The 12,116-nt window shown below is 73.7% G+C and carries 11 protein-coding genes, 1 tRNA gene and 1 riboswitch; of the genes, 7 read left to right on the plus strand and 5 right to left on the minus strand.

The window, feature by feature from the left end; translation table 11 throughout:
* Positions 1-36 precede the first annotated feature (36 nt).
* The 4 genes from AB0O11_RS00115 to AB0O11_RS00130 form a co-directional block, all read right to left on the minus strand.
* Positions 37-1,020: a DUF5926 family protein gene (locus AB0O11_RS00115; protein ID WP_363380004.1), complete on the minus strand. Its 984-nt coding sequence runs from the start codon at positions 1,018-1,020 to the stop codon at positions 37-39.
* A 69-nt stretch (positions 1,021-1,089) separates the two neighbouring features.
* On the minus strand, positions 1,090-1,686 hold the full coding sequence (locus AB0O11_RS00120; protein ID WP_363380006.1) for an ATP-binding protein: 597 nt from the start codon (positions 1,684-1,686) through the stop codon (positions 1,090-1,092).
* A 240-nt stretch (positions 1,687-1,926) separates the two neighbouring features.
* The gene (locus AB0O11_RS00125; RefSeq protein WP_363380009.1) at positions 1,927-2,751 is read right to left on the minus strand and encodes a glycerophosphodiester phosphodiesterase family protein; all 825 of its coding nucleotides are present in this window, start codon (positions 2,749-2,751) and stop codon (positions 1,927-1,929) included.
* A gap of 88 nt (positions 2,752-2,839) precedes the next feature.
* Complete coding sequence (locus AB0O11_RS00130) at positions 2,840-4,228, minus strand: cytosine permease (protein WP_363380011.1); 1,389 nt, start codon at positions 4,226-4,228, stop codon at positions 2,840-2,842.
* A riboswitch (TPP riboswitch) is annotated at positions 4,221-4,365 on the minus strand. Its footprint overlaps the gene before it by 8 nt.
* Before the next feature lie 218 nt (positions 4,366-4,583).
* Here AB0O11_RS00130 and AB0O11_RS00135 point away from each other — a divergent pair.
* From AB0O11_RS00135 to AB0O11_RS00155, 5 genes are all read left to right on the plus strand, one after another.
* Positions 4,584-6,344 (plus strand): trypsin-like peptidase domain-containing protein, encoded by a 1,761-nt coding sequence (locus AB0O11_RS00135; protein WP_363380013.1) that lies wholly within the window; start codon positions 4,584-4,586, stop codon positions 6,342-6,344.
* Between the two features lie 63 nt (positions 6,345-6,407).
* Positions 6,408-6,495: transfer RNA gene (locus AB0O11_RS00140), tRNA-Ser, on the plus strand.
* 162 nt (positions 6,496-6,657) lie between these two features.
* Positions 6,658-7,485, plus strand: a complete 828-nt coding sequence (locus tag AB0O11_RS00145; protein ID WP_363380015.1) for a MerR family transcriptional regulator — start codon at positions 6,658-6,660, stop codon at positions 7,483-7,485.
* A gap of 45 nt (positions 7,486-7,530) precedes the next feature.
* Entirely contained in the window at positions 7,531-8,757 is a 1,227-nt protein-coding gene (locus AB0O11_RS00150) for an MFS transporter (protein WP_363380017.1), read from the plus strand.
* Positions 8,758-8,920: 163 nt separating this feature from the next.
* Positions 8,921-10,285, plus strand: coding sequence for an FAD-linked oxidase C-terminal domain-containing protein (locus AB0O11_RS00155; protein ID WP_363380018.1), 1,365 nt, complete (start codon positions 8,921-8,923; stop codon positions 10,283-10,285).
* Between the two features lie 297 nt (positions 10,286-10,582).
* Here AB0O11_RS00155 and AB0O11_RS00160 read toward each other — a convergent pair whose 3' ends face one another.
* Positions 10,583-10,738: a hypothetical protein gene (locus tag AB0O11_RS00160; RefSeq protein WP_363380020.1), complete on the minus strand. Its 156-nt coding sequence runs from the start codon at positions 10,736-10,738 to the stop codon at positions 10,583-10,585.
* Between AB0O11_RS00160 and AB0O11_RS00165 the strand changes: the two genes are divergently transcribed.
* A complete protein-coding gene (locus tag AB0O11_RS00165) occupies positions 10,737-10,862 on the plus strand; it encodes a hypothetical protein (RefSeq protein WP_363380022.1) in 126 nt (41 codons plus the stop codon). The genes AB0O11_RS00160 and AB0O11_RS00165 overlap by 2 nt on opposite strands.
* Positions 10,863-11,304: 442 nt before the next feature.
* Positions 11,305-12,105, plus strand: coding sequence for a pyridoxal 5'-phosphate synthase (locus AB0O11_RS00170; protein ID WP_363380024.1), 801 nt, complete (start codon positions 11,305-11,307; stop codon positions 12,103-12,105).
* Positions 12,106-12,116: the final 11 nt, after the last annotated feature.

A 12,116-nucleotide genomic window follows, 5' to 3' on the forward strand; every position in this document is an offset into this window, starting at 1 on the left:
ACAATGTGACGCGTATCACGCGGATCCCGGTGCGCTTTAGTTCAAGGTGACCTGACGGTTCACCAGGTTCGCACGGGCACGCCGCTCCTCGGCGGTCAGCGGGGTCGCGTCGGCGAGCACGGCGGCGAGCCGCTCGGCGAACTCGGCGGCCGGCTTCTCGCAGTCGGCGGCGGACATCGCGAGCGGGAGGTCCCACACCGGGACGGTCAGGCCGTGCGCGCGGAAGGAGCCGACCAGACGGGTGTCCGCGCCGAGCGAGGCCTCGCCGGCCGCGTTCAGCCGGGCCAGTGCGTCCAGCAGCTGCTCCTCGGGCACGGTCATCACCCAGCGCAGGTGGTTCTTGTCCGGGGTGCCGCACCAGTAGGCGGAGTCCACGCCGGCGAGCTTCTCGGTCGGGATGGCCGAGGCGTTGGCGCGCTCCAGGGAGGCGGCGACCTCGCCGGTGGCGGACTCGGCGTCCTCCAGCCAGAACTCGAAGCCGGTGTGCACGGTGGGCGTGAACGCGGCGGTGGTGTCCAGCAGGTCCTGCAGGCGGCGCCCGCCCGGGACGGTCCGGCGGGCCGGCACCGGGCTGCCCGGCTCGGTGGCCAGGGCCAGCTCCAGGGCGTCCGCGAGGTCGCGGCTGAGGTCGCCGGAGGAGGACTGGGTCTGCAGACCGAGCAGGATCGAGCCGTCCTGGCGGCGCAGGGCCGGCCAGGCCAGCGGCAGCACGGTGGCCAGGGTCACCGACGGGACGTCGCCGGTCGCGCCCTCGGCCACCTCGGCGGCCAGCGTCAGCGGCACCGTGGCAGCGGGCACCAGCTCGCGCAGCGCCACCCAGTCGGCCTCGCCCGGCAGGCCCTCGAACGGGCGGTGCACCAGCTCCTGCACCGCGTGCGAGGCCTCCCGACCGTGACACGCCTTGTACCGGCGGCCCGAGCCGCAGGGGCAGTCCTCGCGGGCCCCGACCACGGGGATCTCGCCCGTGACGGCGGTGGTGGACTGGCGCTGCGGCGCCTTCTTGGCGGCCTTCTTGCCCATGCTGCGGCTCTCCCGGGAACGGTGGTTCTGTGTTCCGGGAAGCCTAACGACACATTCCCCGGGCCCGGCTCACGCGCTACGGGCATCGCCCCCGGTGTGCCGGGCGTGCCGGGCCCGGGCGGGCAGCGCCGCCCAGACCGTGACCTCGCCCGGGGCGTCGCGCACGCCCCAGTCGCTGGCCAGCTGGTCCACGATGCTCAGGCCGCGGCCGCCGCGGGAGGTCAGCGAGGGACTCGCGGGCAGCGGCCGGGTGGCCGCCCCGCCGTCCGTGACCTCCAGGGTGAGCACCCCGTCGGCGTGCATCTGCCAGCGGATCAGCACCCCGCCGTGCGGTTCGTCCGAGCCCTCGGCGGACTCCCGGCCCTGCGCGGAGTGCGCCCCGGACGGGAGGCCGACCAGCACCTGCCCGAGCACCTCGGCCCGGGCGCTGCGGCCCAGCGCCGGCAGCGGGCCGAGCGGACGGGCGTACCGACAGGCATTGCTCAACAGCTCGGAAAGGATCAGAACAGCATCATCGATGACCGGTTCCGGTATCTGCCGGTCACCCAGATCTCGACGCAGTCGGCGCCGTGCGACCCCGACACTCGCTGGGCCGTGCGGCACTGCCATGGTCGATGAGGTCGGCCCAACTCCTGTGGGCACAGTACGCGCCACCATCAACGCCACCCCCGGACCTCCTTCAGCGTATGCCGAGGGAGAGATGCCCCTTGGTAATGCGTCGGAAACGAGCACCGGACGATCCCGCGAGCCCATTTCGAGTGCGGCGACCGAGGGTGGACATCAGGTCATTCCGTGCTCACCCTCTGTCGCCCGGATGCAAGAATTCCGGCAATTTCGTGCAAGGAAGGTTTGACTGCCGACCAGCGTGATCGGATCGGACGGTATGGCCTTCGGTGCGTCGGCGGATCACCGTCCGAGCTGCGCCAGCACCTCCGCGGGCCGGTTGGTGATGATCGCCGACACTCCGAGCTCCAGGCAGAGCTCGACGTCGGCCGGCTCGTCCACCGTCCACACGTGCACCTCGTGACCCAGCTCGCGCAGCCGGGTCACCAGCTGCGGGCGGGCCCGCACCAGCTCGATGCCCGGGCCGGCGATCCGCGCCCCGCCCGGCAGCGGCGAGCCGGCGCGCAGGCGGCCGAGCAGCGGCAGGGTCCGCTCGAACAGGAAGACCTGCCGGTACTCCGGCGCGGCGGCGGCCACCCGGTTCAGCGCGAGCGAGGAGAAGCTCATGATCCGGGCGGACGGGCGGTCGCCCTCCCGGGTCGCGCCGATCTCGAACCGCTCCAGCGTCCGCAGCAGCTCGGCCTCCACCCGGCCCCGGAAGCGCACCGGGTGCTTGGTCTCGATCGCCAGGTCCACCGGGCGGCCGCACTCCACCACCAGCTCCAGCAGCCGCTCCAGCCGCAGCACTCCGCGCAGCTCCGGGTCGGTGCTGGGACGGCCGGTCTTCCAGGCGCCGAAGTCGTACGCCTCCAGCTCGGCGAGGGTCATGGCCGAGACGGTGCCGCGGCCGTCGGAGACCCGGCCGATCCGGCGGTCGTGCACGCAGACCAGCGCGCCGTCGGCGGTGACCCGGACGTCGCACTCCAGCGCGTCCGCGCCCTCGTCGAGCGCGCGCCGGTAGGCCGCGAGGGTGTGCTCGGGCAGGGCGTGGGAGGAACCGCGGTGGGCGATCACCTGGACGGAGGGCACGGTGCGCGCCGTCGTCGAGGACAGGTCTGGGCTGGTCACAGGGCCAACGATAGGCGGCGGAAGTGAAGCGCGGACAAAGACGGCCTCAACCCGTGGGGCCGTCTGCGCCCGCGCTTCCCCGGCTTCCTCAGCGGCGGCCGGCGCGGCGGCCGAGCGGGGTGAGCGCCCAGGTGGCCAGGGCGGGCACCAGGAAGGCGAACAGCGAGGCGGAGGTCCACTCCTGCGGGGTGAAGTGCAGCGCCTCCTGGGCGGAGGTCCAGAAGTCCGTCCACCAGCCGGCCACCTTGGTCGGCGCGATGAACTGGTAGACCGCGAAGCCCAGCGCCCACGGCAGCAGCATCGGCCAGCGGGACGGTGCGTCGGCGGAGAGGTTCCAGCCGTGCCGGCCGGCGCCGAGGAAGTAGTCCACCGCGAGCACCGCCAGCAGCGGCACGAACACCGAGCCGATCAGGCCGAGGAAGCCGTAGTAGGTGTCGGTGAACTCGTCGATCTGCAGCGCCAGCACGGTGGTCAGCGCGCCGATCGCGCCGGAGAGCACCCTGCGGTCCACCTTCGGCAGCAGGTTCTGCACCGACATCGCGGTCGAGTACACGTTGGCGAAGGACTGGTCGGTCTCGCGCAGCACCAGCACCAGCAGGAACAGCCAGCCCGCCCAGACCCCGAGGAAGGAGTCGAAGATCCGGTTCGGGTCGCCGTCCGACTGCAGCAGTGCCATCAGGCCGAGCACGTAGCACCAGACCTGGGCGATCGTGTAGCCGGAGAAGCTGCCCCAGAACGCCGAGCGCGGGGTGCGCGAGTGCCGGGTGTAGTCGGCGGCCAGCGGGACGAAGGAGACCGACACCGCGATCATCGCGTCGGTGGCGCCCAGGAAGCCGTGCCAGTTGCCCGCGCCCGGGTCCGGCACGCCCTGGCGGCCCAGCTGGACGGTGAAGTACACCATCGCCACCGCGACCGCCCCGGCCACGAAGCGGCGCAGCACCGCGATCGAGCCCAGCGGCCAGATGGTCAGCGCGGTGGTCAGCGCGCCGGCGAGCAGGACGAACAGCCAGCGGTAGCCGGTGGTGTGCGCGACGGTCTGCGCGCCCGCCGAGATGGTCAGCAGCTCGAACACGCCCCAGCCGATGCACTGCACGATGTTCAGCACCGTCGGCAGGTAGGACAGCCGGGTGCCGAACAGCCCGCGCAGGTTCGCCATCGCGGGGGCGCCGGTGCGGGCGCCGATCAGTGCGGCCACGCCGAGCATCGCGGTGCCGACCGCCGTACCGATCGCGATCGCGGTCACCGCGGCGGCCAGCGACAGCTCACTGCCGGGGGCGCCGAGCACGGTGGCGGCGGTGGAGAAGCCGATCAGGCTGACACCCAGGTTCATCCAGAGCGCGAAGTGGTCCCGGAAGCGCAGCGTGCGCGGCGGCTCGGTGTCCAGGACCAGGGGGGCCTCGGGGCGCTCCAGGACGGCGGTCGCACTCGAAGAGGGGGCGTTCGCGCCCGAAGAAGAGGATGGCGAAGCAGGCGGCATGGCCGATACTCCCTACGCCGGCATTACCCGGACAGGTTCCGGCGGTCAGCGCCCCCTCGAACGTCCGCCACTGGTGTGGCGTACGGTCGACATGCGCACTCTCAGCCTGGTGGGTCCAAGCTCCCGCGTGTCAGTTTGGAGCGACAGGCTAACCGGCACGGGGGCGAACGCCCAAGGCCGAGGGAGTCGCGGTCCATCGCGGGACGTCCGGCGGGGGAGGGGAGCCTCGGCCGTCGGTACCGGCGTCGGTGCCGGCTAAGGATTCTTATGAGTTCTTCAGAGGGGTCCTTACGGCAATCGAATCGACAGTGCGAAAAACTATGGTCCTTGGTTCTGCCAGCTATGGAGGTCGTCCGTGAGCACCGAGCGCGAGGTTGGGCCCACCGGGCCGCAGGGGGAGCAGCCCGCCGGCCAGGGAGTGGCCGAGTCCGCTTCCGAGGGCCCCGCTCAGGGCGGGCACCAGCCGACGATGGCCTTCCGGCGGGTGCCCGAGCCGGAGGCCGCTGCCGTCGAGACCGGCACCGTCGAGGCCGCGCAGGGCCCGGTCGACGCCACTGCGGCCGAGGGCGGGCACAAGCCGACCGTCGCCTTCACCAAGGTGCCCGCACCGGAGGCCCCCGCCGCGCCCGTGGCGCCCGCCGCCGCGGAGCCTGCCGTCGACCCGGCCACCGGCTACATCGACGCGCCGCCGCCCGTCCTGCCGCCCGCCCCGCAGGCCCCGGCCGCCCCGGCCCTGCCGCCGGCCGGCAACCCGTACGCCACCCCGACCCACGGCGTCCCCGCCGCCGGCGCGCACGAGGGGTACGGCGCCGCTCCGGCTGTTCCCGCCGCCCCCGCCGCGCACGGCCACCACCCCTTCGGGGCCGGCCAGCCGCTCGGTGGCTGGGGCCCCACCCACGACTCCACCTCCGGCGGCGCGGGCCACCCCGGCGGCCCGGCGGGCCCGCTCGGCTACCCGGTGGACTACCCCGGCGGTCCGGCCGGCCCCGGCGTGCGCAAGAAGCGCGGCGGCCTGGTCGCCCTGATCGCGGCCGTCGCGCTGGTCGCCGGTGTGGCCGGCGGCACGCTCGGCGTGACCGTCGCCAACCGCGCCGACAGCAGCAGCTCCCCGAACGACCACCGCAGCACCACCGTCCAGGCCAGCGACACCCAGAAGAACGAGCCCGCCCCCGGCTCGATCGCCGCCATCGCGCAGAAGGCGCTGCCCAGCGTCGTCACCATCAAGGCGCAGGGCAACGGCGAGTCGGGCACCGGCACCGGCTTCGTCTTCGACACCGAGGGCCACATCCTCACCAACAACCACGTGGTGGCGCCGACCCTCAACGGCGGCAAACTGACCGTCAAGTTCGCCGACGGCACCTCCTACAGCGCCTCGGTGCTGGGCCACGCCGAGGGTTACGACGTCGCCGTGGTCAAGATCGACAACCCGCCCAAGAGCAAGCTGGCCCCGCTGCCGCTGGCCGACTCCGACAAGGTCAACGTCGGCGACGCCACCATCGCGATCGGTGCGCCGTACGGCCTGGAGTCCACCGTCACCAGCGGCATCATCAGCGCCAAGGACCGCCCGGTGGCCTCCGGCGACGAGACCGGCTCGCAGGCCTCGTACATGAACGCCCTCCAGACCGACGCCTCGATCAACCCCGGCAACTCCGGCGGCCCGCTGCTCGACTCCGGCGGCGCGGTGATCGGCATCAACTCGGCGATCCAGTCCAACGCTTCCGCCAACGGCCGGGCCGGCAGCATCGGCCTGGGCTTCGCCATCCCGATCAACCAGGCCAAGTGGGTCGCGGACACCCTGATCAAGACCGGCAAGCCGGTCTACGCCAAGCTCGACGTGCTGCGCAACGACGACTACAAGGGCGACGGCGCGCAGATCCAGACCAAGGACATCCAGGGCCAGCCCGCCGTCACCCCCGGCGGTGCGGCCGACAAGGCCGGCCTCAAGCCGGGCGACGTCATCACCAAGCTCGGCGGCGTCCCGATCGACAACGGCCCCGCCCTGGTCAGCCGGATCTGGACGCACAAGCCCGGTGAGACCGTCGACGTCGAGTACACCCGCAACGGCCAGACCTTCAACACCAAGGTCACCCTCGGCCAGCGCGAGGGCGACCAGTGACCCCCGCCCGCGCCGAAAGGTGTGCGCCGAACCCCGCCGGACCCGTTAGGCTGACCTCCGCCTGGAGAGCTGCCCGAGCGGCCTAAGGGAACAGTCTTGAAAACTGTCGTGGCGTGACCCGTCACCGTGGGTTCGAATCCCACGCTCTCCGCCGGTAGGAGAACCACCTGCTCAGGGCGGGTGCCGAGACCACTCGGCACCCGCCCTCGGTGCTTCCCCGGCGGCCGCGGCGCCGGCTGCGGAGCGGCCGGGGAACGGATGCGGGCGGCCGGATTGACCCTGACACGGTGGCAGGGGGTGGAGTGGTCGCATCATGTTGAACATCGGAGACTTCGCCAGCCACGGCCGGGTGTCGGTGCGGATGCTGCGCCACTACGACGCGATCGGGCTGCTGCGGCCCGCCCGGGTGGACCCGGTCAGCGGGTACCGCTTCTACGAGGCGTCCCAACTCGCCCGGCTCAACCGGGTGATCGCGCTCAAGGAGCTCGGCTTCACGTTGCAGCAGGTGCGCGCCGTCCTGGACGAGCAGGTGGACGCGGCCGAACTGCGCGGGATGCTGCGGTTGCGGCGGGCCCAGCTCGCCGCGGCGATCGCGGCCGACGAGCTGCGGATGGCCCGGGTGGAGGCGAGGCTCCGGACGATCGAGAGCGAGGGGACCATGTCCACGCACGATGTCGTGGTGAAGCAGGTGCCGTCCGTCCGGGTGGCCCAACTGGCCGGTGTGGCCCAGAGTTACGAGCCGGAGGACATCGGACCGGTGATCGGGCCGCTGTTCGCCGAGCTGTGCCGGCGGCTGGCCGGGGCCGGGATCGAGGCGACCGGCCCGTCCGTCGCCCGCTACCAGGACGCGCCGGAGGGCAACGGCTCGGTGCTGGTCCTGGTCGCCGTCCCGGTCGGCCCGTCGGTGCGGCCGGACGCGCACGACTTCGAGGTGCTCGACCTGCCGCCGATCGAGGAGGCGGCGACGATCGTGCACCGCGGTCCGATGGACGAGGTGCTGGGCACGGGCCAGGAACTGGCCCGCTTCATCGAGGAGAACGGCTACCGCTCGGCCGGCTACGCCCGGGAGCTGTACCTGGAGTGCCCGGAGGACCGGGCCGGATGGGTCACCGAGCTCCAGGAACCGGTGGTCCGCCGGTAGCGGCGTTTGCCCTCGACCAGGTCGAGGGCCCTAGCGTCGCCCGGCATGACCACCGCCTCCACCGCCGGCACCGGTTCCGGCCCGTCGCCGCGGGCTGCGCTGCCCCGGACGTACCTGCTCTGGCTGGCCGGTGTCCAGGCCGGACTGCTGGGCGACGCCGCGCTGTACTTCGGCCTCGGCTGGGCCGCCTCCGCGCACGGCGGCGGAGCGGCCGGGCTGGTCCTGACGGCGATCACGGTGCCGCGCACCGCGCTGGTCCTGCTGGGCGGCGCGGTCGCGGACCGGTTCGGCGCCCGTCGGGTGATGGTCGTCGGGGACACGGTGATGCTGGCCGCGACCGTCGCGCTGGCGCTGGTGACGGCCGACCGGGGGACGCCGCTGTGGCTGCTGGTCGCGGCGGCCGCCGTGATCGGGACGGTCGACGCCTTCCACCTCCCGGCGAGCGGATCGATGCCGCGCCGGCTGGTACCCGCCGACCGGCTGCCCCGGGCACTCGCCCTGCGGCAGGCCGGCGGGCAGACCGCCGTCCTGCTCGGGGCACCGCTGGGCGGCCTGCTGGTCGCGGGCGGCGGACTGTTCGGCGTGGCGCTGGCGGACGCGGCGAGCTTCGGGGTCGTGCTGCTGGTCCTGCGGCGGGTGCGCCCCCGGGCGGACGGGCCGTCCGGTCCACGGGCCGGCCTGCTGCGCGACGCGGCGTCCGGCGTCCGGTTCGCCCTGGCGGACCCGCTGCTGCGGGCCGCGCTGCTGCTCACCGCGGTGGCGGCCGGGGCACTGCTGCCGGTGGTGTCACTGCTCGGTCCGCTGCTCGCCCGGGCGCACGGCTGGGCGGCCGGAACGGCGGGACTGGTGAGCGCCGGGCAGGCGGCCGGGGTGCTGGCGGTGGCCGGCCTGGCCGCCCGGCGGGGCACGCTTCCCCGGGCCGGGGTGGGGACGGCGGCCGGGCTCTGTACGGCGTCGGCGGGGGTCGCGCTGCTCGCACTGGCCGCGGGACCGGTGGCGGCGGTGGCCGGCAGTACGGTGGCGGGCCTCGGCTCGGGGCTCTTCGCCTGCCACGTCGGCCCGCTGGTGCTGACCGGCGCGCCGCAGACCCATCTCTCGCGCGTCCAGGCCCTGCTGACGCTCGTGCAGAGCCTGGCCCTGGTGCTCTCGAACGCCCTGCTGGGCCTGCTCTCGGACGCGGTGGGTGCCGCCCTGCCGACCGTCCTCTGCGCCCTCGCCACGGCTGCCGCCGGCCTCACCGCCCTGGCCACCCCGACCCTCCGCCGGGCCTGAGTCGCGCGGTCGCCCTTCCGGTCGGCACCCCGGGCCGCCGCCCACGTCCGGAGGCTTCGCGTCGCGACTGCCTGCCCGACCGCTCCGCTGCCCACTTGCCCGGCCCCTGCCGTCCGGGCAGAGTGCGGAGGTGGGGGCGGGCGGGCGGCGAGCGGAGGCGGCGATGAGTGATCTGACGGACCGACTGGCACAGGGCCTCCCGGACGGGGCCCTGGTGGTGGACCCGGACGTGACCGCCGCGTACCGCCACGACATGGCGGGCTTCTGCGCGGCCGGGCAGCCCGCCGTGGTGGTGTTCCCGGAGACGGTCGAGCAGGTGCAGCACGTGCTGCGGACCGCGGCCGAGCTGCGCGTCCCCGTGGTGCCGCAGGGCGCCCGGACCGGGCTGTCGGGTGCGGCGAACGCGGTGGACGGCTGCGTCGTGCTGTCGCTGGTGAAGCTGAACCGGATCCTGGAGATCGACCCGGTGAACCGGATCGCGGTGGTCGAGCCCGGCGTGGTGAACGCCGAACTCTCCCGCGCTGCCGAGGAGTCGGGTCTCTCCTACCCGCCGGACCCGTCCAGCTGGGAGTCCTGCACGATCGGCGGCAACATCGGCACCGGTGCGGGCGGTCTCTGCTGCGTGAAGTACGGCGTCACCAGTGAGTACGTGCTCGGACTGGACGTGGTGCTGGCGGACGGGCGGCTGCTGTCCACCGGACGCCGGACGGCGAAGGGCGTGGCCGGGTACGACCTGACCAGGCTGTTCGTCGGCTCGGAGGGGACGCTCGGCGTGGTGGTCCGGGCGGTGCTGGCGCTGCGGCCGGCGCCGGCCCCGCAGCTGGCGTTGGCGGCGGAGTTCCCGAGCGCGGACGCGGCCGGGGCGGCGGTCTGCGAGGTGATGGCGCGCGGTCTGACGCCGTCGCTGATGGAGCTGATGGACGCGGTCTCGGTGCGGGCCGTCAACGAGTTGGGGCGGATGGGGCTGCCCGAGTCCACCCAGGCGCTGCTGCTGGTGGCCTTCGACGGGCCGGACCGGGTGGCCGAGCTGGCGCGGGTCGCGCAGCTGTGCCGGGAGGCCGGGGCGACCGAGGTGGTGCCGGCCGAGGACCAGGCGGAGTCCGATCTGCTGCTGGCCGCCCGGCGGATGGCGCTGCCCGCGCTGGACCGGCTGGGCACCACGATGATCGACGACGTGGCGGTGCCGCGTTCCCGGCTGGCGGAGATGCTGAACGGTGTCGCGGCGATCGCGGAGCGGCACGGGCTGACCATCGGGGTGGTCAGTCACGCCGGGGACGGCAACACCCACCCGATCGTCATCTTCGACGCCTCGGACGGGGAGCAGACGGCCCGCGCCCAGCGCTCCTTCGACGAGATCATGGCGCTCGGGCTGGAATTGGGCGGCACGATCACCGGGGAGCACGGAGTGGGGCTGCTGAAGCGGGACTGGCTGGCCCGTGAGCTGGGCCCGGTGGCGTTGGACCTGCAGCGGCAGTTGAAGGCGGTCTTCGATCCGCTGGGCATTCTGAATCCCGGCAAGATGATCTGATGTCCGCGCACCTGGACGGATCTTCTGTGGCCGCACCCCCGCCGCCATGGTGTGACTTTCCGACGGTCTGTGAATGGCTGGGAAAGTCGACATGGGAGGGTGACCGAACTTTTTAGGGGCGCGTTTGTGGTTCGTGTGCGCCGGGGTGGCGCGCCCAGCGGATCGCGTGATGCTGCTGCGCCGCCCTCCGGGGCGCCTCCGTCGGCGTCTGCCCGGGTGACCTCCCAGGTCGGCCGGGGTGCGTCGGCGCGCTGTCCGCTTTCCCAGCCGTTATGCGCGGGTCGGGTGGATATCACGCTAACGGGCGAAATCCGCGTTGCGGGCTAGTGCTTTGTCGATTTGTTGCGGAAGGCTGTCTTCCGGCGTCGCAGCCCGCAGGTGTTCGTCTGACCGGCGAACCTTGCGCACCTTGATCGACCATTGCACGATTAACAGCTTCTCGGAGGCATTCATGGCTCGCATCCACACCCGTCGGGTGGCCGAAATCCTGCGCGCCGGCCCGCTCGCCGCCGGCCTGCTGCCGGCCTGTGCCGGTGCCGGTGCCGGTGCCGGTGTGTTCTCCGACACCATCGGCTGACCGACCGCCTGGCCGAGTGACGGCACCGGGCACCACGGAAGGCGGGGGCGCCGGACGTGGGTGGCCGCGGGTGAGCTGAGCAGCCGCGGACGGGCCCGGACCGGAACGGAACGGCCGGAACGGACACCGAGGTACCAACGCATCACACCAGAGGGAACAGCGCATTCGACCGGCCGGCGGAAAGGGTCACCGCGAAACCGGCCTCGTGGGCGGTGCCGCCATCGGCACCGCCCACGAGTGTGTCCGGGGCACCCGGACTCCCCGCCCGACCGGACCGGAATCCCCCGCCGACCGGCCCGGATCCGTCCACCGAGGGCCCGCGCCCGGAGCCGTCGGCGTACGGCGGTACGGTTGCGCTCCGACAGCGCACCCAGGTGCCGGGGCCCGGAAGGACCGGCCCGGCCGGGGTGGCGACCGCGGCAATCGGAAGGAAGGGTGCGCGATGGCGGCGGAGGAGGAGGGCCTGATCGGCCCCGACGAGGCCAGGCCCGCACCGGAGCCCGGGTCGGAACCGGCGGCGGAGGCGCGCCCGGAGCCGACGGCCGATCCGGTCCACGAGCACCGGTCCGGGCCCAGGTCCGTCCCCGAACTGCTGCTCGGCCGCCCGCCGATGGCCCGCCCGCTGCCGTCCTTCGACCATGAGGCCGCCCCCGCCGAGCCCGGCCCGCTGTTCGTGGACTGGCTCGCCACCGCGCTGCACGCCGGTGTGCTGGACCCGCAGGCCTTCACCCTCTCGACCGTGGACGCCGACGGCATGCCGGACGCCCGGGTGCTGGTGCTGCGGGACGTCGACGCGGCCGGCACCGGCTGGAACTTCTCCGCGGACGCCGACAGCCCCAAGGGCCGTCAGCTCGCCGGCCACCCCGCCGCCGCGCTGACCGTCTACTGGCCGCAGCTGGGCCGCCAGGTCCGGGTGCGCGGCACCGTCGAACGGGCCGCCGACCTGGTCGCCGCCGCCGAGTTCGCCACCCGCTCGCCCGCCGCCCGGGTCCACGCGCTGGTCGGACAGCAGAGCGAGCCGCTGGGCTCGTTCGCCGAGTACGACGAGGCGGTGGCGGTCGCCCGTCGTCGGCTGGAGGCGCACCCGGACGCGGTCCCGCCCGGGCACGCGGTCTACACCCTGTGGGCGCACGAGGTGGAGTTCTGGCAGGGCGACGCCCAGCGCCGGCACATCCGGCTGCGCTATACCCGCACCGGCCCGGTCAGCTCCCCGGAGTGGTCACGCACCCTGATCTGGCCGTGAGCCGCTGAGCC

It is taken from the genome of Kitasatospora sp. NPDC093102 (assembly GCF_040683915.1).
GTDB lineage: Bacteria > Actinomycetota > Actinomycetes > Streptomycetales > Streptomycetaceae > Kitasatospora.